Source organism: Telluria sp. ZB4P34, from assembly GCF_059686055.1.
The window spans coordinates 299630-324991 of record NZ_JCASIF010000004.1; the positions used below are offsets into that span (position 1 = coordinate 299630).

General features: G+C 55.9%; 21 protein-coding genes and 2 tRNA genes. 12 read left to right on the forward strand and 11 right to left on the reverse strand.

Annotation, left to right across the window (positions count from 1 at the left end):
- Nucleotides 1-80: 80 nt before the first annotated feature.
- Both htpX and AC56KL_RS10340 read left to right on the forward strand, forming a co-directional pair.
- Entirely contained in the window at nt 81-950 is an 870-nt protein-coding gene (gene htpX / locus AC56KL_RS10335; protein WP_497180063.1) for a protease HtpX, read from the forward strand.
- A 35-nt stretch (nt 951-985) separates the two neighbouring features.
- A complete protein-coding gene (locus AC56KL_RS10340; protein ID WP_497180064.1) occupies nt 986-2011 on the forward strand; it encodes an AI-2E family transporter in 1026 nt (341 codons plus the stop codon).
- An 88-nt stretch (nt 2012-2099) separates the two neighbouring features.
- On the opposite strand, the gene AC56KL_RS10345 is transcribed toward AC56KL_RS10340, so the two are convergent.
- A tRNA-Val gene (locus AC56KL_RS10345) sits at nt 2100-2174 on the reverse strand.
- 131 nt (nt 2175-2305) lie between these two features.
- On the opposite strand from AC56KL_RS10345, the gene AC56KL_RS10350 reads away from it, so the two are divergent.
- The gene (locus AC56KL_RS10350; RefSeq protein ID WP_497180065.1) at nt 2306-2944 is read left to right on the forward strand and encodes a methyltransferase domain-containing protein; all 639 of its coding nucleotides are present in this window, start codon (nt 2306-2308) and stop codon (nt 2942-2944) included.
- 56 nt (nt 2945-3000) lie between these two features.
- On the opposite strand, the gene AC56KL_RS10355 is transcribed toward AC56KL_RS10350, so the two are convergent.
- Nucleotides 3001-3075 (reverse strand) — tRNA-Val (locus tag AC56KL_RS10355).
- A gap of 26 nt (nt 3076-3101) precedes the next feature.
- Nucleotides 3102-3827 carry a DNA polymerase III subunit epsilon gene (dnaQ, locus tag AC56KL_RS10360; RefSeq protein ID WP_497180066.1) on the reverse strand — a complete coding sequence of 242 codons (726 nt, stop codon included), beginning with the start codon at nt 3825-3827 and terminating at the stop codon, nt 3102-3104.
- A 169-nt stretch (nt 3828-3996) separates the two neighbouring features.
- On the opposite strand from dnaQ, the gene AC56KL_RS10365 reads away from it, so the two are divergent.
- From AC56KL_RS10365 to AC56KL_RS10390, 6 genes are all read left to right on the forward strand, one after another.
- On the forward strand, nt 3997-5199 hold the full coding sequence (locus AC56KL_RS10365; RefSeq protein WP_497180067.1) for a tyrosine-type recombinase/integrase: 1203 nt from the start codon (nt 3997-3999) through the stop codon (nt 5197-5199).
- Nucleotides 5200-5465: 266 nt separating this feature from the next.
- Complete coding sequence (locus AC56KL_RS10370) at nt 5466-7130, forward strand: hypothetical protein (RefSeq protein ID WP_497180068.1); 1665 nt, start codon at nt 5466-5468, stop codon at nt 7128-7130.
- On the forward strand, nt 7127-9202 hold the full coding sequence (locus AC56KL_RS10375) for a hypothetical protein (protein ID WP_497180069.1): 2076 nt from the start codon (nt 7127-7129) through the stop codon (nt 9200-9202). The genes AC56KL_RS10370 and AC56KL_RS10375 overlap by 4 nt, the downstream gene beginning before the upstream one ends.
- Nucleotides 9195-9599 carry a hypothetical protein gene (locus AC56KL_RS10380; protein ID WP_497180070.1) on the forward strand — a complete coding sequence of 135 codons (405 nt, stop codon included), beginning with the start codon at nt 9195-9197 and terminating at the stop codon, nt 9597-9599. The genes AC56KL_RS10375 and AC56KL_RS10380 overlap by 8 nt, the downstream gene beginning before the upstream one ends.
- 22 nt (nt 9600-9621) lie before the next feature.
- Nucleotides 9622-10098, forward strand: a complete 477-nt coding sequence (locus tag AC56KL_RS10385) for a VPA1267 family protein (RefSeq protein ID WP_497180071.1) — start codon at nt 9622-9624, stop codon at nt 10096-10098.
- Nucleotides 10095-12365 carry an AAA family ATPase gene (locus AC56KL_RS10390; protein WP_497180072.1) on the forward strand — a complete coding sequence of 757 codons (2271 nt, stop codon included), beginning with the start codon at nt 10095-10097 and terminating at the stop codon, nt 12363-12365. Before AC56KL_RS10385 ends, AC56KL_RS10390 begins: the two co-directional genes overlap by 4 nt.
- 4 nt (nt 12366-12369) lie before the next feature.
- Here AC56KL_RS10390 and AC56KL_RS10395 read toward each other — a convergent pair whose 3' ends face one another.
- The 4 genes from AC56KL_RS10395 to AC56KL_RS10410 all read right to left on the reverse strand — a co-directional run bounded on the left by AC56KL_RS10395 (nt 12370) and on the right by AC56KL_RS10410 (nt 13938).
- Complete coding sequence (locus AC56KL_RS10395) at nt 12370-12675, reverse strand: hypothetical protein (RefSeq protein ID WP_497180073.1); 306 nt, start codon at nt 12673-12675, stop codon at nt 12370-12372.
- Between the two features lie 2 nt (nt 12676-12677).
- Entirely contained in the window at nt 12678-12866 is a 189-nt protein-coding gene (locus tag AC56KL_RS10400) for a hypothetical protein (RefSeq protein ID WP_497180074.1), read from the reverse strand.
- Between the two features lie 304 nt (nt 12867-13170).
- Nucleotides 13171-13575, reverse strand: coding sequence for a hypothetical protein (locus tag AC56KL_RS10405; protein ID WP_497180075.1), 405 nt, complete (start codon nt 13573-13575; stop codon nt 13171-13173).
- A 63-nt stretch (nt 13576-13638) separates the two neighbouring features.
- The gene (locus AC56KL_RS10410) at nt 13639-13938 is read right to left on the reverse strand and encodes a hypothetical protein (protein ID WP_497180076.1); all 300 of its coding nucleotides are present in this window, start codon (nt 13936-13938) and stop codon (nt 13639-13641) included.
- Nucleotides 13939-14224: 286 nt separating this feature from the next.
- On the opposite strand from AC56KL_RS10410, the gene AC56KL_RS10415 reads away from it, so the two are divergent.
- Entirely contained in the window at nt 14225-16861 is a 2637-nt protein-coding gene (locus tag AC56KL_RS10415; protein WP_497180077.1) for an AAA family ATPase, read from the forward strand.
- A gap of 191 nt (nt 16862-17052) precedes the next feature.
- Here the strand turns inward: AC56KL_RS10415 and AC56KL_RS10420 are convergent, their stop codons facing one another.
- Nucleotides 17053-17325: a toxin-antitoxin system YwqK family antitoxin gene (locus AC56KL_RS10420; protein WP_497180078.1), complete on the reverse strand. Its 273-nt coding sequence runs from the start codon at nt 17323-17325 to the stop codon at nt 17053-17055.
- Nucleotides 17326-17388: 63 nt separating this feature from the next.
- Nucleotides 17389-17838, reverse strand: a complete 450-nt coding sequence (gene cadR / locus AC56KL_RS10425) for a Cd(II)/Pb(II)-responsive transcriptional regulator (protein ID WP_497180079.1) — start codon at nt 17836-17838, stop codon at nt 17389-17391.
- An 88-nt stretch (nt 17839-17926) separates the two neighbouring features.
- Here cadR and AC56KL_RS10430 point away from each other — a divergent pair, with 88 nt between their 5' ends.
- Complete coding sequence (locus AC56KL_RS10430) at nt 17927-20359, forward strand: heavy metal translocating P-type ATPase (protein WP_497180080.1); 2433 nt, start codon at nt 17927-17929, stop codon at nt 20357-20359.
- Nucleotides 20360-20481: 122 nt separating this feature from the next.
- Nucleotides 20482-20814: a YnfA family protein gene (locus AC56KL_RS10435; RefSeq protein ID WP_497180081.1), complete on the forward strand. Its 333-nt coding sequence runs from the start codon at nt 20482-20484 to the stop codon at nt 20812-20814.
- A gap of 31 nt (nt 20815-20845) precedes the next feature.
- Here the strand turns inward: AC56KL_RS10435 and AC56KL_RS10440 are convergent, their stop codons facing one another.
- Together AC56KL_RS10440 and AC56KL_RS10445 are read right to left on the reverse strand one after the other, a co-directional pair.
- Nucleotides 20846-21823: a cation diffusion facilitator family transporter gene (locus AC56KL_RS10440; protein ID WP_497180082.1), complete on the reverse strand. Its 978-nt coding sequence runs from the start codon at nt 21821-21823 to the stop codon at nt 20846-20848.
- 362 nt (nt 21824-22185) lie between these two features.
- Nucleotides 22186-25350, reverse strand: coding sequence for a CusA/CzcA family heavy metal efflux RND transporter (locus tag AC56KL_RS10445; protein ID WP_497180083.1), 3165 nt, complete (start codon nt 25348-25350; stop codon nt 22186-22188).
- Nucleotides 25351-25362: the final 12 nt, after the last annotated feature.

Below are 25362 nucleotides of genomic sequence, written 5' to 3' on the forward strand. Positions count from 1 at the left end.
CCGGGTGCCTTATCCTTATGCATGAGCAGGCGCGCCCAGTGGGCTGTGCCTGCCGCTATCGATCAATGCACACCGGAACCATGAAACGCACCGTCCTCCTCATCGCGACCAATCTCGCCATCATGCTGGTGCTGGGTATCTCGGCCAGCCTGCTGGGCGTCAACCGCTTCCTCACCGCCAACGGCCTGGACCTCGGCGCCCTGCTGGTCTTCGCCGGCCTGATGGGCTTCGGCGGCGCCTTCATCTCGCTCCTGATCAGCAAACCGATGGCCAAGTGGACGACCGGCGCACGCGTCATTGCGCAACCGTCGAACGCCACCGAAGCCTGGCTGCTCGACACCGTGGGCGCCCAGGCCCGCCGCGCCGGCATCGCCATGCCGGAAGTCGCCGTGTATGAAGGCGAGCCCAATGCATTCGCGACCGGCGCGTCGAAGAACGCTTCGCTGGTGGCCGTGTCCACCGGCCTGCTGGCCTCGATGTCGCAGGACGAAGTCGAGGCCGTGCTGGCGCACGAGGTCGCGCACATCGCCAATGGCGACATGGTGACGCTCACCCTGATCCAGGGCGTGGTAAACACCTTCGTGATCTTCCTGGCGCGCGTGGTGGCCTACGCGGTCGACAGCTTCCTGCGCAAGGACGAAGAAAACAGCGGCCCCGGCATCGCGTACACCGTCACTGCGATCGTGTGCGATATCCTGTTCGGCATCCTGGCCAGCGTCATCGTGGCCTGGTTCTCGCGCCAGCGCGAATTCCGTGCCGACCGCGGCGCCGCCGGCATCATGGGTACGCCGCGGCCGATGATCGATGCGCTGGCCCGCCTGGGCGGCCTCGCTCCCGGCGCGCTGCCGAAGACCATGGCGGCCGCGGGCATTGCCGGCGGCGGCGTCATGGCGCTGTTCAGCAGCCACCCGTCGTGCGAGGAGCGCATCGCCGCCCTCCAGCACGCCTGATCACGCAACACACGCTACAAGGGGTCCGGGCCAGGATGCGTTACTCGTCACTCGTGCTGCCGGCGCTGTTCGCCATCGCGCTGGCGCTCCTGCTGCAGCACTTCCTCGGCTCGCTGGCCTGGGCAGGCCTGCTTGCCGTTATCACCTGGCCCCTGCACCAACGCCTGCAAGCGCGCGGGCTGCCGCGCATGGCCAGCGCCAGCATCCTGCTCGGGCTGCTGGTGTTCTGCTTTGTCGGCCCCTCGCTCCTGCTGATCAAGGCGCTCGGCAACGAGCTGGTCGGCATCCAGCGCCTGCTGGCCGAGCTCAACGAAGTCGGTGTGCCGGCGCCGGCCTGGCTGAATGCGATCCCGGTGGTCGCGGAACGCATCCTCGCGTGGTGGAACGAACACCTGGCGGTGCCGGGCGGCCTGAACGCACTGATCCAGACCACGCTGGGGGACGTGATGCCGCACCTCACCGGCGCGGCGCGCTTCTGGGGCTCGGTGATCCTCGCCAACGCGCTCTACCTGTTCCTGACCCTGCTGACCCTGTTCATCCTCTACCTGCACGGCCCGGCGGTGGTGCGCTACGTCGACGGCGCCGGCGAGCGCCTGCTGCCGGAGCACTACCCCAATCTGCGCCGCATCCTGCCGCTGTCCGTGCGCGGCACGGCGCTCGGCCTGTGCTCGATCGCCGTGCTCGAAGGCATCGTGCTGGGCATCGCCTACTACATCGCCGGCGCACCGGCCCCGGCCCTGCTGGGCGTGATCACCGGCTACCTGGCCCTCATCCCGGGCGGCGCCCCGCTCTCCTTCACCATGGTGTCGCTGCTGCTGCTGGGTCAAGGCAATGCCGGCGCCGCGCTGGGCCTGTTCATCTGGGGCGCGGTGGAGCTGTTCATGGTCGACAAATTCATCCGGCCGAAGCTGATCGGCCACCGGGTCAACCTGCCCTTCCTCGCCGTGCTGTTCGGCCTGCTGGGCGGTGTGTCGACCATGGGCGTGATCGGCCTGTTCGTCGGGCCGTTCATGATGGCGGTGCTGTTCAGCTGGCTGCGCGAAGAACAGTCGACGGCCTAGCGATTCTGCATCGGGCGCGCCGCGTCCGATGCGGACCCGACATGCAAAAAGGCCCGCAACGTTTCCGCTGCGGGCCTTTTTCATGTTCTGGTGGGAAGTGCAAGTTTCGAACTTGCGACCCCTGCAGTGTGAATGCAGTGCTCTACCCCTGAGCTAACCTCCCGAGTGCGCGTATTATGCACTATCTATTGAGATTCATCAATATCCAGCCGATACGCCGCGTTCGGCGCTGCCGATACAGCTGTCGATCCGGTAGGCTCGCAACTATCGCCCTAGCCATCAGGAGCCCTCTTCGTGCCCGACCATCGTCCGTCTACGCGTCCCGAGTCCGCAAGCGGACCGGCCTCGCCCTTGCGCCGGCGCCTGGCACATGGTACCGCCGCGCTCGCCGGCCTTTCCATGGCGCCCGCGCTGATCCTGCCATCATCTGCCGCCGCTGTACGGCTACCGGTCGCGCCCTACGTGCCGACGCCGCCCGATGTGGTGCGGCGCATGCTGGCGCTGGGCCGCATCAAGCACGGCGACACGGTCTATGACCTCGGTTGCGGCGACGGCCGCATCGTGATCGAAGCGGCGCGGCGCCATGGGGCGCGCGGCGTCGGCATCGACCTCGACCCGAGACGCATCCGCGAAGCGCGCGACAACGCGCGGCGCGCGGGCGTCGAGCGGCGCGTACACTTTCGGCAGGCAGACCTGTTCGCGACCGATTTCAGTCCGGCCACCGTGGTCATGCTGTATCTGCTGTACGAGGTGAACCTGAAGCTGATGCCGCAGCTATGGCGCCAGCTGCGCCCTGGCAGCCGCGTCGTATCGCACGCCTTCCACATGGGCGGGCAGTGGCCGCCTGAACAAATCGTGCGGATCCGCGACACGACGCTGTACGCCTGGACCATCACGCCCGACCTCCGGGCATATGCTACGGGGCAGGCCTGAGGACAAAAAAAGACGTTGACCGCTCACGCAATCAACGTCTTTCTCGCTTGAATTCCTGGTGGGAAGTGCAAGTTTCGAACTTGCGACCCCTGCAGTGTGAATGCAGTGCTCTACCCCTGAGCTAACCTCCCGAAGCGAGGCGTATTATGCCACAGGATCACCCCGCCGTCACCTCTACGGGCGAATAATTCCGCCAGACGCAGCTGCCCTTCACGTTCTTGTCCAGGCCGGCGAGCACCTCGTCGTGCGCCGCGAGTTCGTCGGCGCTCGCTGCGAGCACGATGATCTCGCCCAGCGGACCCGCATCCACCAGCTCGCCGCCCGCGCTGGCTTCGGCCGCCACATCCATGGTCAGCGAGTTCTGGCCGCGCGTCATCGCCAGGTACACGTCCGCCAGCAGCTCCGAGTCGAGCAGTGCGCCGTGCAGCTTGCGGTGGGCGTTCGAGATTTCGTAGCGGTCGCACAGGGCATCGAGCGAGTTGCGCTTGCCCGGATGGAGTTCCTTGGCCTGCACCAGGGTGTCGATCACGCCGGCGCAATGCTCGGTGAACGACGGCAGTCCGAGACGCTGGAACTCGTGGTTCAGGAAGCCCAGGTCGAAGGGCGCGTTGTGGATGATGACTTCGGCGCCCGTTACGTAAGCCCGCAGGTCTTCCGCGATCTCGTGGAACTTCGGCTTGTCGCTGAGAAATTCGGTGGTGAGGCCATGGACCGCCAGCGCCGCTTCGTCCGAATCGCGCTCCGGGTTGATGTAGCGGTGAAAGTTATTACCGGTCAGCTTGCGGTTGACGATTTCGACGCAGCCGACCTCGATGACGCGGTCGCCCGTGCGGGGATTCAGGCCGGTGGTTTCGGTATCGAGGACTACTATCCTGTTATGCATCTTTTGTAAACGGAGAACCGCTTCCTCATCCAAAATTATCTAATCTTCCCTATGAGAGCATACCATAATCGGTAACCCAGCGGTGAACAGCGCTTGCAGAAAGTGTAAACAGACGATACGCTACTTAACAAGTAGAGGAAAGTGTAAACAGTTTTCCACGAGGCAAGTTATGAAACTACAGATTAAATCATTTATTGCCTCCGATGGCGAGCGCTTTTGTCAGATTTACGACACTGATGAGCCAGGATTTCCGCTTTTCTACCCCACCGCCTATATTTCCAGATCCATTCGTTTGGATGCCACTCACGGAACGCAACTGGTTTATCTCGAAGCCATTAAGCGCGTCATCGAATGGGAAGCTCGGCAGTCCTGCGACCTGGCGGTAAGATTTCTTCAGCGCGATTTTTTAAAGCCACATGAAATCGACAACCTCGCGCAGTACCTTCGCCAGAGACGTCGCGGCAAATCTGGAAATACGGTCAGCACGGAAAAAGGAAATACCTATATCAATTATGCATGCGCATATTTGACCTGGCTGGCGAATGAACTGATCACCGACGCGGACAACGTTGAAGTCGCGCACATGATTGACACTCAAAAACGTCGTTTGGACGATAAATCAAATAAAAAATCTGGCTCCAAAACTGCCGCCATGCAGAAGACTGTGGAGAAGCACCTTTCAACGAAAGCAAGAGATCAACTTGTATCGTTATGGCAATATCCGTTTGCCAAACTTGTCCGCGACACCGATAGAGGATCGCGCCTTCGCAATGTCGTCATGCTTCGCATACTTTATGAAACCGGAATGCGACGCGGCGAACTTCTTTCCTTGAAACTCAAACATCTCAAAGAATCGACGGGCGGTGCGATTGCGTGCCTGACAATAGAACGAAATCATAACGATATCTATGATAATCGCGTGAACCAACCTGTAGCCAAAACCGTTGGCCGAATCGTGCCAATCTCGCCAGAGCTGGAGCGACAACTATTCGATTACATTACCGAGTACCGCGCTACCCTACCCCGCGTTGGCTTTGACGACGAGGACTTCATTTTTGTAAATGATCGCCAAGGTCGAGGACAGGCAAAACCCCTGTCTATTTCGACTTTCGATCAGGCCGTACGGAGCTTCAAATCACTGTTTCCCGCTCTAGGATTGCTGCATCCTCACTTGTTAAGACACGATTGGAATTTCCGCTTCTCGTCACAAGCGGACAAAGCAAAAATGGACAAACTCGACCAGCGACAAGTCAGAGAAGAATTGATGGGGTGGCGGCCTGAATCAGACATGGGGGCGATATATAACAAGCGCTACATTCAAAATATGGCGTTGGAATTTGGTCTGCAAGTTGCGAAAGACACGCAAACGTGAGCTGGCCGTGTCTCCGGAGATACCCACAAGGTAACACCTTCCCGTTGCGCACTTAACACTCGGCAATCAGCGTTGAATCTTCGCAATATCGCGGGATCACGAAGCTCTCTTGCGAGTTTGCCATCCATATTGTACTGTATGTCCATACAGTTGTTTGCTTCTTGCTGCCGCGAAATTGCATTGCCCTAAAGCATAAATACAGTTGCGTACGTACTTGGCAACTTACTATCCTGTTGACAGGCAGCTTTAATTGTAGAGAGTAGACGATGACCGCATCCGTCAAACGCCCAGTAAAAGAAACACCGGAACTCGATCTTGATCTCGATAAGACGAAGCGTCCAGTCGTGCCGCCAAGTGATTTCCGATGGGAAGGAGATTGGTTAGCGCACGTGGGCCACTCAAGAGTTGAGTGTTCATGGTTTACCTACCTGCGTCCAGACCTGGCGCGTTCGCTACGAAAACACTTAATTAAATTCTCGGCTGAGGGTAAATACGCGTCGACCACCTTACTGCGCGGCGTAGACGTCCTGTGTATGTCGATTGCTCGGCATCAAGCTCGAGAATTCGACAAGGCATGGCTGATGCGTTCGCTATCGTCAAGTTCGTTTCAAGCAGTTCAAGGATTTTTGAGGGCGTTCTTTATATACTGGCAAGACCGTTATTCAAGAGCAATTTCGAACGAGGCGCTGCTACTTCTGGCAAAAAGGAGTGCTCACCCAAAATACCCCCGCAATGTCTTGTCCGACGACCCAGACGAGAGTTGGCTTACTGATCTGGAATTTGACGCGCTGCTCCACCAAATTTGGGCAAATTACGATCACGGAATTACTTGTACACAGGTCACTCTGTTGCGACTGCTTTCGATGCAGTACGCACGACGAACCGTACAGCTGGCCAATTTGAAATTCGGAGACTTCCGCGAGGACGATGCGGTTGAGGCCGGTGGGACAGGTCGATGGGTTCACTTCCCTGGTGCGAAAGACCGCCATGCTGAAGACAATTTTCGTGATAGTAAGGAAGAGGTCCATCCGATAGCTGATCATTTATGGGATCTCTACCAACTTCACAAATATGAAGTACAGCAGCTGATTGAGACCGTTTTCGGGTTTCCTGTAAACGAAAAGGAGTTGAACCTGCTGCCCGTATTCGTTGAACAGGCTCAGCTTTGCACAGCGATGCATGAGCTTACGAGCCACTATGGTATTGACTGGCGGGCGAACTTGGGGCATCGCATTTTCCACACGCCGGGACAGGTACTTGGCAAATACTTGACTTGGGCTAAAACCACCCCTGCGCATATCTTCGCTAGAGATGGCCAGAGCTGTTTACCAGTGCCGCCCTACAGTCACCGTACGGGTAGACCCATCCGCGTTACCTCTACTCGCATGCGGCATACAAGGGCGCGACAGCTTGCACGATTGGGAATGCCCAAGGAGGTACTGTCCTACTGGCTCGGTCATTCGGACGCTCGCGCTGTCGAGGCGTATTACAACGATCCTGCTGAAGAATCTCGGAAGATTAACGCCGCCATGAGTGGGGCGCTGTCACCGCTGGCCATGTCATTTACTGGAAAGCTGCTAGACGACAAATCTCAGGCAAGTCGCGCCGACGATCCCGAGAGTGCCATCGAATTCCCCAATGGAGAAAATTTGACCGGCGTCGGAAATTGTGGAAAGCATAGCTTTTGTGCAACTACGTCTGTTCCTGTCCCCTGCTACCGATGCAAGCACTTCGAGCCACTTGTTTTCGCGCCACATGATGAAGTTCTGAATGCGCTCCTCGTGAGGCAAGCGGAAGAGAACGCCATGATCAAAATCGGAGGCAATCGCAAGCTTCTAACTCCCATTGATCTGTCCCCCGATATTCGAGCAGTGCAGGCTTGCATCGCCCGCTGTGATGCTCGCAAGGCTGAACTAGGGGTTGGAGAATGAGTAATGTCATCACATTCATTCCAAAGAAGAGTCGGACCGCGCAGCACAACCTCGAGAAGTTCATTGAAATGGCGCGCGACGTTATTCCAACCTGGTCGGACATACCGGGTTTTAGTTGGGAAGAAATGAAATGGCGGACCACGTTCGCAACAATTCGTTTTATCAATGTGGAAAACGCGGCCTTACACTGGTCGGCGATTCCGAGCCCGGAACAGCTGATGCATCCGGAATTTGTGGAAGCAGCGAAAGCCTACCTTCGATATCGCCATCACACTAAGCCCCATCGCAATATCGGTCGCGAGATGGCGGCGCTGCGTTTGCTGGAGCAGGTGCTGCGCACGGACATGGACGTTCCCGACATAACGAAAGTGACCCAGAGGCACTTCGATGAGGCCGTTGCACTGTGTACGCGCTTCAAAGGTGCTGCGTTTATCGCAGGCGAGCTCCTGAATATTTTGCGACGGCTTGCCGACAACGGCATTGTGTCAAGCGCTGCGCACTTCTGGACCCATCGATATCACGGAGATCTCAGTTACGAGAACCAGAATGGCGCGTTTGCATCAAACGAAGCGAAAGATAAAAAGCTTCCCGATCAGGACGCTTTGCTGGCGATCGGTGCTGTTTTCAGTCGAGGTTACGATCAGTCACTTGAAGATGTTGACGTGATGGTGACAAGTATTACAGCGCTTCTGCTCTGCGCCCCGATGCGCATCAGTGAGATCCGTCGGTTCAGAACGGACTGCCTGGCCCACGATCTGGATAAGGATGGCAAAACCCAGTATTACCTCAAATATTGGGTGCCGAAGACTAAAGAGTTTTGTCGAAAACCTATTCCGGAAACCATGGCAGAGACTGCCATCGAAGCAGTGCGCCGCCTGACAGAACTGACAGAAGAAGCACGTCGCTTGGCACGCTACATGGAGACCAACCCAACCAAATTTTATCGACACAAAAACTGCCCAGATGTCCCTGACGACGTTCCGCTGACACGAGTGCAGACTGCCCAGGCATTGGGCTTCGACTCGTCCAAATCTGTAGAGGATTACATTAAAAGATGGACTGGGTCCAGACGGCTCATCGGTCATACATTGAATTCACTGTGGCAGATTGTGCTGCGCGACCATCAAAATCAGAATCCACACTTTCCATATCAAGAGCCCTTGAGCGGGGCCACGCGCCCTCCACTCAAGATGTCTGAGTCCCTGCTTTGCTCTCTTCGCTTTCAGTTCGCACCCAATCTGTTCACGAGCCCAGTCCTGTTAGCCCCATTCAACCGGGACTATTACGTGAAGCGCCTTGACGCGTCAGAGATGAAAGACCGGAAAAACAGCCGCCCTATATGTTTTTACACCCGCCATGGCTTCGAGCCCAAGAAGTTGAAATCACATGCGCCGCGCCACTTGCTTAACCGTTTGGCTCAGCAGAGTGGGCTCACGCTTGATGTCATCACTGCATGGAGCAGCCGCTCGACCTTTCGGCAGACATTGACCTATCTCGACAACGACCGGGGTGAAGCGGCGGCCACCGCTGCTTCGTTGATGCACATGGAATCCGAGCAGATCTCAAAGGACCCGGTCACGCTCAAAGAAGCTGAGATCTACAAGCAGGGGCCAATCCATCGTAGTCGGTATGGCCTCTGCAGGCGGAGCTGGAGAATCGGCCCTTGTAACAAGTTTGCCGATTGCCTGAACTGTTCCGAACTGTTGATGTGCAAGGGTGACAAGTTTGCAGTTGAGATCATTCGGAGCGAGCGCGCCACGATGGCGAAGACGTTCAACGCAGCGCAAGAAGCTGTTTCGAGAGGTGAGCGATCAGCGACGCGGTGGATCAAGGTGATGGGGCCTCAAATCAAAAAACTCGATGACCTTATTGCGGTACTCAACGACCCGCAAGTGCCAGACGGCAGTCCAGTCGAGATTGCCGGAACAAACTTCGCCCATGAGCAAACATTGATCAACGAGACTGCCCAGGTGATGGGCGTGAAACTTGTCGATCGAAGGGAATTGGCAATCGAATATGGCAATGATCTGTTGGAGTGCCTCGATGAATTGAAGGGACCACGAGGTGGCTAAAGCAATCACGGGTGCCGAGGTGAATCTGATTGTTGAAATGATCCGGCACTGGCCTAAGGGGGAAAAGCTCACGTGGAACAACATTTGCAAGGGTTCGCAAAGCATCATCGGATATTTGCCGACCCGACAGGGGCTGGCCAAGAAGACGGGAATCGCACAAGCCTACGACGTCAAGACGAAGAAAATCCGATTCGACGTCGACAAACTCAGCAATGTGGCTCGACCAAGGAGCATTCAAGATGCGATAGAACGGTTGGCCAAGCTTGAAGCCGAGAACGAGCAGTTAAAGGGTGAGATTCAAAAGATGGCGGAAGTAGCCCAAAGATTTATTCACAATGCGTCGGTAGAAGGTTTTACGCGCGAGCAGATCATGAAGCCGCTTCCTAAAAAGAAGTAGCGAACTTGAAACTGGAGGCAGTATGGGTAGCGGACGGAGCGGGCAGCAGGTTGCACTTGAAAACGTTGAGCGGTTCCGTGCCTGGATCAAGGAGCGCGACCGTACTAACGACTGGGCGGATTACGTACGTGGCGACAAATTAAGCCGTACGGATATTGCACATGAGTGTGGTTTTGCCGTGTCTGTGCTGCGCCAGAACCCTTCTGTAAAAGCCGAATTGGTTAAGCTCGAAGCGCGGTTGCGCACGGCTGGCTTACTCGATCCTGTCGATCCTGACATCGAAATCGGCAGCCGCTTGAAGACCCCCGAAGAGATAAAATCAGAAAAAGCTGCCAACCGGCGTGCGCAAATTGCAAAGGCAGGCGTCGAGCAACGGGTAAAAACGCTGGAAGAACAAAACGCCGCACTCAGGGCGCAAGTTGCTCTGCTCCAAGAGCTATTAAAGAAGTATAAGTTCTTGGCCGACCATCTGTTTAAAACCGGAAGGCTTGTACAATGAAGCGTCCGCTTACCGTTCAGTTGCGGGTAACCGGCATACGCAGTCGTGGCAAGTATGGAGGTGTCATTTTCAGCGGCGTATCAGATGCTCACGAGCGGTACATTGCCGTTTGCAAAAATGATGTCATCAACGACGCGTCCCTGGTCGACAAAGGACAGCGTTGGGTGATCAGCGGTTGCCTCGCCATGTGGAATGATGAGCAGCAGATCGAAGTGACAAATGCGCAACTTGTTCGCCCTTCAGGCAGCAACATTGTGGAATGGATAGCCAACTCAACAATGTGCGCTGGCATCGGGCACGTGAAAGCACAAAAACTCTACGACCGTTTCGGCCCTGCCTTGATCGAGCTCATCGACAGGAGAAACCTCGAGCTTCTCAGTGAAATTGTCAGCTTGGAGGCTGCTGACCTACTATGCCATGCCTTTGAAACCCATAGGGTAGCAGGGACCTTACTGTGGCTCGATCGACTGGGAATACATCGCCGTATTGGGCAAAAGATTGCTGATTTTTATGGAGAACAAGCCCAGGCAAAGCTAGAGGAAAATCCATACCGACTGGTGTCCTTCGCCGAAAAATGGAAAACGGTCGATCAGCTCGCGCAACGCCAGTTCGGCGTTACACAAGACGACCCCCGCCGCCTTAACGCCGCCACCGAGGAAGCCCTGTATAGCGGCTTGTCCGATGGCCATACCTGCCTGCCTTCTGCTGGGCTTAGATCACGACTGTACAAACTGCTTGGTCTTCATCCGCTCGTTACGAAGGCACTTGCGCTCGACAATGACGCGCGGTACCGACGTGTCGGCGACTTCTTTCAGCCTGCCGGTACGTACGTCATTGAGCAGTATGTGGCAACGCGGCTACGTGAGATTGCGTGCGGCGAAGCGACGGGGCAGCATTCCCTGTTAGGGAACACTGAGGTCGATGAAGCACAGGTGGCCCGTTCGATCGCGCATTACGAATCTGAAAATGGGTTCACGCTCACCGCTGAGCAACGCGTGGCCGTCATTGCCAGCGCTGCCAGCAATCTGTGCCTGATACTTGGAGGAGCAGGCACAGGAAAAACGACCGTGTTGAAGGCGTTGTATCGTGCACTCGAAGCGTCGCAACCATGTATCGCCATCCATCAGTTGGCCTTGGCCGGTCGCGCAGCGCAGCGCATGACTGAAGCGACTGGACGAGAGAGCATGACGATCGCTTCGTTCCTGAACAAGGTTGATTCACTGCCTCTCGGGCATGGCTCGGTAGTCGTGATCGACGAGATGAGCATGGTCGATGTCATCCTCATGTATCGCTTTTTGCTGCAGATTCCTCCAGGGACGCGAGTCGTTCTTGTTGGAGATCCTTCGCAGTTGCCGCCCATTGGTCCAGGTCTCGTGCTCCATGCGCTCGTGGGCAATCCATGGATCGTGCAGACTGAATTAAAAGTGACTAAACGGCAGAGTTCTGCGAGCGGCATTCCATCGGTCGCGGCTGCCATACGTAGGCACGAGCCGCCTCAATTTGCCCGCTACCTGGGAAAAGGGTCGGGCGTGTCGTTCGTTTCCTGTAGTGACGCCGAGCTGGATGCGACAGTTCTACGGGTATACGAGGAACTTGGCGGTCACGGCAGCGATTACGCTGTGCAAATTCTCTCCACCACACGCAGCAATGTTGGCGGCGTCCGAGAACTCAATTCCGCATTACACGCGAGGTATCGTCAGGAGCCTGAGCAGATTCAATGCTACGACCCCCAGTTTGGCGTCGTCGGTGCTCTCAGCCCCGAAAAGCTACCTATCTGCGTCGGCGACCTCGTCATTTTCACGGAAAACAACTACGAACTAGGGCTTCGCAACGGCTCACTTGGGATCATTGTTGAGGCACTGAAAGTAACGTATGGTGAAACCGTTTGTTGCAGAGCTCAGTTTGAAGGGATCGAGTACCGTTTTAATTCAACACAGCTTCAGGCACTGGTGCACGCCTACTCGATCACGGTACACAAGAGCCAAGGCAGTCAGTTCGAACGAGTGATCATACCAGTACGGAAATCACGACTGCTCGACCAGGCGCTGATCTATACCGCTGTTACGCGCGGTGTTCAGCAAGTCGTGTTGGTTGGCAATCTCACCGCTGCACAGAATGCCATTGCGGCACCACCCTCCTCCTCACGGCGGCATGTCTTGCTGCCTGCACTGCTAGAGAGTAGCAGGTTGTCGACACCGGGTGACAGGGATCAACTACCCTGCGATGCCGCACATCTGATCCTGGAAGATCTGGGGAGCTACATGTAAACGACTAGCGTTTCGCTACCATCTTAGGTTTCAGGATTGTGATAAACGCCAGGACATTACCTTCAAGGCGAGCGTAAAGCTCCAACGCACCGCTTTGATAAGTAAGCTTGTACAGCGCGTAGGATCCGTCGAAAGCACTTTCGACAAGCTGAGGAGATGCCAGCCGCTCAAGATCCGACCACAGCATCATTTGTTTGACAGTGTCACCGAAGGCACTCGCAAGTGCCTCGTGATGCAGAAACAACGCGTCAAGTTCTTTTTGGAATTCCGGATAGCTAGGATCAATACCGACAAAATACGGCACAACCATGCTTAGCGGCGTTTGAACAGAGAATCAAGCTCCGATTGGGAATGTGCACGAGGAGGATTGGCGTCGAAATAACGGTTCGCCGCCCTCACACGATCGATTGCTTCTGGTGAAACTTTGACCTCTTCACCAGGCAATTTTTTCGGCTCGTTCCGCACATTAAAATTGTTGACTTGAAGTCCACGGAGGCTCATAGCATTCTCCTATCACACCATGTTTGTTCATGTAGTATGAACTGATACCACAAATTATACACTGAGCAGGGAGCGACGGCGACCTAGACCATCATGCAACTCGAGAGTATGTCCAATAGCAGGTAAACGCTACCTATCGTAGTCTTACCGCAACGCTACGCGGTGATTGCAGTGCGCCAGTCGCGAAGAAAGTGACAACGAAGCCAGCACATCGCCCGCGTCCAGCTACATCCTGCGAGCGTAAGGTGTCAACTTCATCTGTCAAAGTCCAGATCAGACCAACACCAAGCCTCATCTACCACGATCACTTCTCGGTCACCCATGGTCCGTCAGTCTGAAGCCATCCAATTTGCTGAGCTACCCTCCGCATGATCCAACGCGCTTCATCCCTCGACGTCCAGCTTGTCTCGACCAGCCTTTCGTAATACTGGTGGAGAATTGCGCTCTCCGTCATATGTGAACGTTTCCCCGCTTTCGACGCCAACGATTTCGCAGCGAGTTGGGCGGCTAGATCCTCGCAAATGCACCATCGATCATACAGCTCAGGGGGCGTGCATCCACTCAAGTAGTAACGCCCTTTGTAGAGCGTAGCAAGATATTTAGGTTGAGCACCAGGTACTGCGCCACTGATGCGCTCACGAGGAAACTCATCGGGCACCATGAATTCCGTCTCTTCTGGATCACGCTTGGATTCGTCGCTGTTAGTCATTTTTCTCACCAGCAGTCGTTAGCCAGACAGGCCTTCCTTGCGTGCACTGCATGCAAGGCTTGATCACTGTACCGAGGATCCAGGCGATTCGCAGCCCAGCACACGCACGACGTTTCGAAAAATCCACTCAACTTCGCCAGGTACGCCACCCCAACCGAACCGTTGCGCAATCTCAAGATGCAGCTCAACAATTTCGATGGTCGGAATAAGTGGGTGTCGGAGCTGCTCTTTTCTTACCTCTTCCACAAGTTGGCGGACAAGATCCAAGCACAGCTCGTAGTTAGACAGCACGTCATCAATCAGGTTTGCCCTTGGGAAATCTGATGGAATTGACACAAACGTTCGCGACGTCCCCTTTGACATGCCGCCTCCCCAAACCAAATACTGTACAGGCATACAGTATCACCGTGTTGCGAAACGCGCAATCCAATCGACCCTGTGTGTGCGGCTAATAGATTTCTGAAGTTGTGTCACGACTGAGAGCTTCACGCACCAACTGCACGCGGTTCTGAGGCACAAGCTTCGCACCACAACTATTGGTGGAATTTGGCTACTACTTGTTCATCGAATTATTCTTTCGTTGCAACATTGCTCAGACTTCTTTACGCTAGTCATAACGGCAAGTAACTAGACAAGTCAGCAGGCACAAATGCAAATAATTCAGAAAATCGTTTCATGGGCCTCTGAGCAGCCAGCATGGATCGATGACGCGATCCGCAGGTTGCTAACCGGTAGCCTGACCCAGGATGATTTACAGGACCTAGCTGCCTTGGCCAAGTTGCATCACGGTCTGCCTGCTCGACAAGGACTAGTTGCTGTCCGCCTTGATCCATCTACCCTGCCCTCAGCTGCGCAAGTAGGCGAAGATGTTAGTCTTATTGCAATGCGTAGCCCAAAGAATCTCAATGCGATCGACAGCACGCAGGCGCTGACATTCCACCGGATGGGGCTTACTGTCGTCTACGGGCACAACGGTGCGGGCAAGTCTGGCTATGCGCGTGCGCTCAAAAAAGCCTGCCGTGCACGCAACGTGGAAACCATCCTTCCAGATGTCTACGCCGCAACGTCCGGATCAGTGACCGCCAGTGCGACATTTGAATGGAACGAGGGCGACGAGCTCCGTTTGCACAACTGGGTCGCAGACACCGTGCCGCCCGCACCGCTGTCGCAAATGTCGGTTTTCGATTCACACTGTGCTCGGGTGTTCGTCGACAGCCAGGCAAGGGTTCTTTTTGTTCCCTGCGGCATGGACGTGATTCACAGTCTCTCAGAGGCGTTAGGCACGGTTCAGCGATTGATTGAGGTCGACAGGAAGGCACACGCATTCGATCATGCCCACCTATTACCGCTGTCAGGCACAACCCTGGTCGGGCAAGCATACTCAAAACTTGGGCCGAAGAGTCATCCAGAAACCTTCACGAAGCTTGCCATTCTCTCGAAGGAAGAAGAAGCAGAGCGGCATGCGATCGCTAAACTCCTTCGGGACGAGGATCCAGTCAAGCTTGCGGCTCGCATACGACGCACTACGACACGGCTTCGCACGTTGCGCAGTGAACTCTCAGCACTTGAGCTCCCTTTAACCGATAGCACCCTCAGCCAGCTAGCGAACGCCTTTGTATCCATGACAGCGGCGGAGAATGCATCAAAGCTGGCAGCAGAAACGCTCCAGGCTGGCGGAGCCTATGTAGTTGGTACCGGCACTGAACCATGGGAGGTTTTGCTGAGGAGCGCCGCAAAATACGCAACAGAGGTAGCGTATCCGGCGCATGCGTTTCCGGGACCGGACGACGCGCACTGCGTCCTTTGCCAGCAACCTCTCACAAGCGACGCTATCGATCGACTGAGGTCCTTCTTCCAATTTATCGAAGCGGATGCACAGAAAAAGGCCACCGAGTCGCGAGAGGCCACGAAGAAATTGTACCGGGCAATCTCAACATTAAGCCTCGAGTCCTTCCCGTCTGATCGTGTGCTGCTGGGTGAGCTCGACGAGAGCGAGCCAGCGCTGGCCACTGCCATCCGGGACTACGTAACTGCGTTAGGTATGCGTCGCGCGAGTGTCCTTTCAACTGCAGCAAACCGCACACTCAATCCGCAGGAAGTGCTGCCCACGTCCCCGCTACCGGCACTCGACGAACTGATCGAAAGAGAGACCGCAGAGGCTGCGCGGCTTGAAGTGTCGTTGACGCCAGAGGAGCGCGAGCACAAGAGCAAAACACTTGTGGAATTGGAAGCCAGAGTACAACTTGCGCAGCTACTGCCGAAGGTGCTGGAAGCGATTGAATGGCACAAACGGGACCATGCATTCAGCGAGGCCATAAAGGGATGCAACACACGCCTTGTCACAACTTTCATTGGCGAATTGTACGAATCCCACGTGACAGAAGAACTGCGCTCTGCGTTCGCACAAGAGCTGGCCAATCTGGGCCTGAGCAAGCTGGACGTCGCCCTGGAGATGACGGGACAAAAAGGAGCCCGCATGCAACAGCTCAAGCTTCGCACCCAGCCACAGTATGCCCGCACCAAGGTGTCGGACGTTCTGAGCGAAGGTGAACAGCGGGTAATCGCAATGGCCCTGTTCCTTGCAGAGGTCGGCATTGAACCAGGTCGATCAGGTCTGATCTTCGACGACCCGGTTTCGTCGTTAGACCATGTGCGCCGCGAGAAGATTGCAAAGCGCCTCGTCCTCGAAGCAAAGAACAGGCAGATCATCGTTTTCACCCATGATCTGGCGTTCGCCTGGTCATTGAAGGATTTTGCAAAGGAACATGGGGTCGCCAACGAAAGTCGCCATATTTTTGCAGCGGGTACCAAAAAGGGAATCTGTAGCGACACCTTGCCGTTCGAGGCCAAGAAGTTGAGCGCACGGGTCAACGAGCTTCGAGAACAGGCCAAGCGCGCAAAGAAGGCCTTGGAGGAAGACAGCGACCACGAGCTCTACAATGATACGGTCCGCAACGGATACAGGCGAATGCGCGACACGTGGGAGCTACTCATCGAGGAACATCTGTTCGCTGGAACGATTAAACGCTTTAGACGATCGATCGAGACCTCGAAACTACGGTACGTTTCCGTCAGTGATCGGGAAGCAAGCGCAGTCTATAACGGCATGACCCGATGCTCGAACTTTACGCATGAGGGTGGTGGCGAAGCGCCGCCTGCCCTCCCCGAACCGGACGACTTCCTGGCTGACGTTGAAGAGCTTGCAGCTGCTCTTCAATTGATAGATGACAACAAAAAATCTACCGAAACGCGCCGCATTGAAGACGGGCTGGCGACGATCGCATGACAACCTGCTGCGAAGCGGCGAATGCGTCGCCAATGGCGGTGTCGATGTGCTACGAAAAGCGGACAAAAGAATTCGTGCGCCAGACGTAGCAACGACCATCATGCCTGCTTGCCCGATGCGCCGTATCGCACAGCCTCCAGCCGTACCGTCTGGTTCCAGCACAGCATCATGGTGCCAAGCAGCTCCTAACCTTATCCGCGTTCCCAGTACCGCCAGGTGTCAATCTTTTCACCTTCGTCATAGCAGCCTTCGGCGGCAAGCTCGCCGTTGTCATGGTAGTTCCGCCACACACCGTCCTCGAATCCATTAACATAGCTCCCTTCCGAAGCTAGCTCCCCGTTGCGGTGATACGAAGCGAACCGCCCGTGACGAATCGACTGAGAGCCATCGCCAGATAGGTAGCACGCGAACCTGCACTGCAGTTCGCCGGTTTGATAGAAGATCTCGGCTACGTTCATCTGCATAGTATCTCCAAGGCTCATGATTCCACAGGTATCCAGGCTAGCCCCAATGTGGACGGCGTAAACTCAGCGCACTACATCGACGACCTGCCCATGAACACCAAGCTTTGATGAGTCGATCGGCGTTTCCGAGCTCAAAGCATGAAGAATCTCGCACGAACCAGCACTGTCGGTTGTAACGCAACGTCTCCTGAGGTCCCTCAGTTGCGACTCCAAGGCTGAGAGTGACGCCAGACGTTCGACTACATGTCCGATATGCTTGTCGAGCAGCTCATTGACGCCGACGCAATCTTTGTCTGGCTGGTCACGAAATTCCAGCAGCACTCGGATCTCATCAAGAGTCATATCGAGCGCACGACAATGGCGAATGAATGACAGTCGTTCACTATGTTGCTCGTTGTATATGCGGTAGTTGTTCGATAACCGCTGTGGCGGCATGAGAATTCCGATGCGCTCATAGTAGCGAATCGTCTCCACCAGACAACCTGAACGCTCGGCCAGCTCGCCAATTTTCATATAAAACCCCAATCTGTACCCGGATGCTTGACCCTGTACCTACTACAGGGTGTTTAATAAGAATATACACAATTCTCGGGGTACCGTCATGTCCGAATGCCAAACCAAGTCATGTTGCGCAAAGTCCGTTCCTGTTGAGCCAACAGGAGCAATGCCGTCTGCCCAAGCAGGCTCGTTGACTGTTCGTATCGATGAGATGGATTGCCCGACTGAAGAAGGACTCTTGCGGCAGGCGCTCGGTCGCGTCGCAGGCGTTGGACAGCTTGAATTCAACCTTGTCCAGCGAAGGCTCAAGGTCGAACACCCCCTTGCAGAACCTGGCGAGATCCTTACCGCAATACGCAGCGTAGGGATGGTGCCAATCATCGAAAACGCAAGTGAGCAATCTGCGCCAGTTCAAGGGACGGTCTTTCGCATCGAGAACATGGATTGCCCTACCGAGGAAGCGCTTATCCGCAGCAAGCTATCCGGCCTTTCCCAGGTTGAGCAGCTTGACTTCAATCTGCTTCAACGTCGCCTGACGGTCAAACACACTGGGCCTGCATCAACAATCGGCGACGCCCTCCTCTCGATTGGCATGCAGGCTGTCCTCGTCAGCGCCCAAGAAGGCGCAGCACCCGTGACAGCTCTCGAACCTAAGCGAAAGTGGCAGCAAGCGAGCTTGGCTCTCGGACTTGCTGCGGCAGTCGGAGCTGAAATCATCGCATGGAACACGGGCAGTGAAAATTCGTGGCCAGTCATCCTGTTAGCTCTGCTAGCTATCGCAACCACGGGACTGGGTGTATACAAAAAAGGCTGGATTGCACTCAAGAACCGCAATCTAAATATCAACGCCTTGATGTCGATTGCCGTGACCGGTGCCGTGTTGATTGGCCAGTGGCCGGAAGCGGCAATGGTGATGGTACTGTTTGCCGTGGCCGAGCTGATCGAGGCACGCTCTCTCGACCGGGCAAGGAATGCCATTCAAGGCCTGATGGCCTTGACGCCTGACCGGATCAGCGTTCGAGCCGAGGACGGCACCTGGAGCGAACAGGAGGCCACCACAGTGGGCATCGGTGTGTTGGCCCGCGTTGGCCCTGGCGAGCGCATTGCCCTCGACGGCGAAGTGACTTCAGGCCAGTCGTCCGTGAATCAAGCTCCGATCACTGGCGAGAGTATGCCAGTAGCCAAAGGTGTCGGCGATAAGGTGTTCGCTGGCACGATCAACGAGACCGGATCGTTTGAGTACCGCGTCACTGCTGGACAGAGCAATTCAACACTGTCGCGTATCATTCGCGCCGTCGAGGAAGCGCAAGGTAGTCGTGCCCCGACACAGCGTTTCGTTGACCGATTCTCCAGCATTTACACGCCCATCATATTTGCCATCGCCCTTGCTGTTGCCATTGTGCCGCCCCTCATGCTGGGCGCTGAATGGATGCCGTGGATTTACAAGGCGCTTGTACTGCTTGTGATCGCCTGTCCTTGCGCCCTTGTGATATCCACCCCTGTCACCGTTGTCAGCGGCCTTGCTGCTGCAGCGCGCTCCGGCATTCTCATCAAAGGCGGTGTCTATCTGGAGCAAGGCGGAAAGCTTCGCTCGCTCGCGCTTGACAAGACCGGCACAATCACTCAGGGCAAGCCCGAAGTGACGGACGTATTGCGTCTACAAGGTGACGCGACGAGTCACCTGCAACTCGCTGCAGCGCTCGCTGACCGGTCGGACCATCCGGTGTCGACAGCCGTCAGCCGTCACTGGAAAAATGCTGACATGGGCCTAGAACTGGCGGCAGTGAGCACGTTCGAAGCGCTGACTGGGCGCGGCACAAAAGGACAAATCAATGGAAAGTGGTACTACCTCGGCAATCATCGTCTGGTCGAGGAGCTCGGCATCTGCAACGCCGATACAGAGAGTTTGCTTTCCAAGTTGGAAGGCGAAGGCAAGACTGCAGTCGTCCTGTGCGATGAGGCGTCGCCATTGTTGGTCATCGGTGTAGCAGACACCATTCGCGAAACCAGCCGTGAAGCTATCGCCCAGCTTCATCAACTGGGGATCCGCACAATCATGCTCACTGGCGACAACGACATCACAGCTGCAGCGATTGCACGACAAGTTGGCATCGACGAAGCGCGCGGTAACATGCTGCCGGAAGATAAACTGGCCGCAATCAATAACGAGATCGACCGGTACGGTACTGTCGGCATGGTCGGTGACGGCATCAATGATGCGCCCGCATTGGCCAAGGCCGATATCGGTTTTGCGATGGGTGCGGCGGGCACGGATACTGCCATCGAAACAGCCGATGTCGCCCTCATGGATGACGACCTCAGAAAAATCCCACAGTTCATCCTGCTGAGCCGGAAGGCAGCAGCAATTCTCGAACAGAACATTATTGCCGCCTTGTTGATCAAGGCAGTGTTCCTGGTCTTGGCGATCGGCGGCTCAGCGACCTTGTGGATGGCTGTGTTCGCCGACATGGGAGCGAGTCTGCTTGTCGTCTTCAACGGGCTCCGGCTACTTAAAATCGGCCAAGCACGCAGCTAGCTTAGAATGCCGCGTGTGAGCCGCGCTCGCGCCAAGGACAAGTCATCTAGGAATCCGATCATTCACTCATGACAGAAACAGATGGGACCCACCTACTCTGCAATAAAAACCGATAGGAAAGCATGATCGAATTTGTAAAACTTGCAGCCCTCTTCGCCGTTACCGCTGTCGCTGAAATTATTGGGTGCTACTTACCCTGGCTCGTGATGAAACAGGGTAAATCGGCCTGGCTCTTGCTGCCAGCAGGAGCGGCTCTGGCACTGTTTGCGTGGCTACTTACCCTTCACCCAACTGCAGCAGGCCGAACCTATGCAGCCTACGGCGGTATGTACATTGCGGTCGCGCTTTTATGGCTGCGGTTCGTCGACGGAATCCCCTTGACTCGTTGGGACGTGGCGGGCGCGGTCATAGCACTGGCTGGCATGGCCGTGATCGCTCTCCAGCCGCGATTGTGACGATCTCCTTAGTGGGCTTCTGGACGCCAGATCAACGATCTTCTCCCTCATGCTCTCGGTGTCCTGGATGCTCGCCATGTTCAGCATGGTCGTGCCCTGCAACCGGGCCAAATGTGTGCCCTTCCGTCGCCTGCTCACATGGCGTCGTCTCGACCTGAACGGTAGCGTGATGAATGTCGTATTTGGCTGCAATGAGCTGCCGGATCGCGGTAAGCAACGGCTGCGGATCGGTAACGCCCGCGTCCTGAACGACGTGCACCGTCAGACTGGCCTTGCCGCTTGTGATTGACCACACGTGCAGGTCATGCACGCTGGCGACTCCGGGAACGCCCAAAATCGCTTTATTGATTTCGTCGATGCCGAGTCCCTTTGGTACGCCTTCAAGCAAGACATGCATGCTTTCCTTGAGCAGCGTCCATGTGCGCGGCAATACCCATAGACCAATACCTACAGCAATGACTGAATCGACCCAGGTCCAGCCGGTGTAGCGGATCACCAAGGCACCGATGATCACCCCAATCGAACCAAGCATGTCGCTCCATACTTCGAGGTACGCACCTTTGATGTTCAGGCTAGAGTCCTTTCCGCCCGACAGCAACTTCATACTGATGAGGTTGACGACCAGGCCAATGGCTGCGACGATGAGCATCGTTCCTGACTGAATTTCGGGTGGATCGTCCAGTCGGAGATACGCTTCGTACAGGATGTACATGGCGACCATGAAAAGCAAAACTGCATTCAGTGCTGCCGCCAGGATCTCGAAGCGATAGTAACCAAAGGTACGCGCGCTGTCGGCAGGTCGCCTGCCGATACGTATCGCTACAAGTGAGATTGCGAGCGCCGCGCTGTCGGTGAACATGTGAGCCGCGTCCGAGATGAGTGCGAGGCTGTTCGTAAGAATGCCGCCGATAATTTCGGCCACGAGAAAAGCCGTCGTCAGTATCAATGCGATCCACAGTGGTCGCTCGCTTTGTCCGGGTAATGCCGCGTGAGAATGTCCTGAACCCATCGTCTTTCCTCTTTATCTTGTTATTGATCATGTCGCTCGAATGCTGAGCACAGTCTGAAGAGTGAGTTGTCCTGACGATTGATTCATCACCAATGCCAGGACTCGCCCTGTCAATGTTCGGCTAACGATCTGCCTCAGGACCTGGACGGTTTGCAGATTCGCTCTTGGTCGGTTCCTTCAATTTCCTGTACCGAAGCCAGCCTAGATAGACCATGAGTACGCCGAACACGACCAGTACAGCCACAACGATCACACCTGCTACGTGATCACGCAATAATTCAGGGACCTGCTGTTGTAGAGTCATGTATTCCTCCGATGTCACCTGGTAAACGGGGCGCAAGAATATCCTGCGCCCCCACGTGTCACTGCACGATGATCTTCTCCTTCTGCACCGGTACGTCGTTCCTGTCCTTGCGGTGCGTGAGCCGGTAGAGCAACGGCAGCACTAGCAAGGTCAGCGCCGTTGACGACAGGATGCCTCCGATCACCACTGTCGCCAGTGGGCGCTGCACCTCGGCACCAGTGCCTGTCGCGATTGCCATCGGCACGAAGCCCAGCGATGCGACCAACGCCGTCATGAGAACCGGACGCAACCGTGTTAACGCCCCATGTGTGATCGCCTGGTCCATCCCCATACCTCCTTCACGCAATGTGCGGATATACGAGATCATCACCAGACCATTCAGCACGGCCACGCCAGACAGCGCAATGAACCCGACTGCTGCCGATATCGACATCGGAATACCTCGTAATGCCAGGGCGATCACACCACCAGTGAGAGCAAACGGAATTCCCGTAAAGACGAGCAACCCGTCCTTCACATTGTTGAACATCATGAACAGCAGCGTGAAGACAATGAACAGAGCGAGCGGCACCACCACTTGCAGGCGCGCAGTCGCCGACTCCAACTGCTGGAACGTGCCGCCCCAGCTTGTCCAATACCCTGCCGGTACCTGAACTTCCTTGGCAATCGCCGCTGCGGCCTCAGGGACGAAACTGCCGATATCACGCCCACGGACATTCGCGCTGACCACAATGCGCCGCTTGCCATTTTCCCGGCTGATCTGATTCGGACCAGGGGTAAATTCGAGCGTGGCCACTTCGCCCAAGGGAATAAACGTAGCCGCACTACCTTCCTTGACCGGAAGCGCTATCGGAAGCTGCCTCAGCGCGTCCAGGTCTGCACGCTGCGTTTCTGGCAAGCGAACTACGATATCGAAGCGGCGGTCACCCTCGAACATCGTGCCAGCTTCGCGTCCGCCAGTTGCGATTGCGAGCGCTTCCTGTACAGCTCCGATATTCAAGCCATAGCGCGCCGTCTTCTCACGGTCAATGTTGATAGTTAGCATCGGAAGTCCGCCTGTCTGCTCCACTTTCACTTCCGCTGCCCCAGGGATACGCTGGAGTACCTCAGCGATTTCCTGCCCCGTCGATGCAAGCACATCCATGTCGTCGCCGAACACTTTGACCGCGACGTCACTACGAACCCCTGAAATAAGTTCGTTAAACCGCAACTGGATGGGCTGGGAAAATTCGTAGGCATTGCCCGCGAATTTCTCCGTCTCTTCTTCAATCGCTTCGAGCAGCTCTGCCCTGCTTTTCTTAGGCGCTGGCCACTCAGACTCAGGCTTGAGCATGATGTAGCCATCAGAAATATTCGGCGGCATTGGGTCGGAGGCGATCTCCGCCGTCCCAGTGCGGGCGAACACACGATCGATTTCCGGGAACTTCGCTTTCAGACCGGCCTCCACCCTCTTCTGCATTTCAACAGACTGGGTCAGGCTAGTGCCTGGAATCCTCAACGCTTGCAATGCGAGGTCACCCTCGTTCAGGCTCGGGATAAATTCACTACCAAGGCGCGTCAACAGCAAACCCGACAGAAGTACCAGGACGATTGCACTAGTCACGACCAGCGCGGCATTGCGGAAGACCTTCTCGAGCATCGGAGCATAGACCCGGCTAGCCATCGTCATAATCTTGTTTTCCTTCTCCGACACGCGCTTGCCAATGAACAGGGCGACAGCGGCTGGGATGAAAGTGATCGACAAGATCATTGCGCCTAGCAAGGCAGCAACAACAGCAAACGCCATTGGATGGAACATCTTTCCTTCGACGCCGGACAGGGCGAAGATCGGCAGGTACACCACCATGATGATCAACTGACCGAACAGCAATGGCCTTCTTGCTTCCTTCGCAGCTGCAAACACTTCGTGGAATCGTTCCGTTAAGGTCAAGTCTCGTTTATGGTGGTCCTGCGCATGCGCTAGCCGCCGTACACAGTTCTCAACGATAACAACCGCGCCGTCGATGATGATGCCGAAGTCCAGCGCACCAAGGCTCATCAGGTTTGCGCTCACGCCGTAGGTCACCATGCCCGTAAACGTGAATAGCATTGCCAAGGGGATGACCATGGCGGTAATGATCGCTGCCCGGATATTTCCAAGGAAAAGGAAGAGAACCACGATCACCAGGACCGCACCTTCAAGCAGGTTCTTCTTGACGGTATTGATCGCCTTGTCGACAAGTACGGTTCGGTCATAGACTGGGACCGCCTTGACACCCTTTGGCAGTGAACGATTGACGTCAACCATCTTGGCGGCAACGGCCTGCGACACCGCGCGGCTGTTCTCTCCGATCAGCATGAACACCGTACCGAGTACCACTTCGCGACCATTTTCAGTCGCCGCGCCAGTGCGCAGCTCCCGGCCAATGTCAACCGTTGCGACATCACGAATGCGGATCGGCACGCCATTCACATTCGTCAGGATGGTGTTGCGGACATCGTCAAGGTTACGCACCTGACCCGGTGCGCGGATTAGGAATTGTTCACCACGACGCTCAATGTAGCCAGCACCAACGTTATTGTTGTTCTGCTCCATTGCGCCTACGACGTCTGCGAGGGACAACCCATACGAACTGAGCTTCGCGGGATCGGGGGCAATCAGGTACTCCTTGGCGAAACCCCCAATGGAGTTGATTTCGGTGACGCCAGCTACTTGCCGCAATTGGGGCTTGATGATCCAATCCTGGATCTCGCGTAGATCGGTTGGCGTATAAGGCGTTCCGTCTGGCTTTTTGGCACCAGGCTCGCTTTCGACCGTCCACAAATAAATCTCCCCCAATCCAGTTGAGATTGGCCCCATCATCGGCACCACGCCATTCGGCAAGTTTTCCCTTGCCTCCTGGATTCGCTGATTCACAAGCTGCCGTGCAAAATAAATGTCTGTCTTGTCCTTGAAGATGACAGTCACTTGCGACAGTCCGTAGCGTGATAGCGAACGAGTTTCTTCAAGACCAGGCAGACCGGACATGACTGTCTCAATCGGGAAGGTCACGCGTTGCTCGACCTCCAACGGTGAGTAGCCAGCCGCCGACGTGTTGATCTGAACCTGGACATTGGTGATGTCAGGAACCGCATCAATTGGCAGCTTCTGGTAGTTGTAGATACCGACTGCAGCCATCGCTATTACGGCCAACATTACAAGCCATCGATGCTCGATGGCGAAGCGGATGATTCGTTCAAACATGGCAGGCTCCCC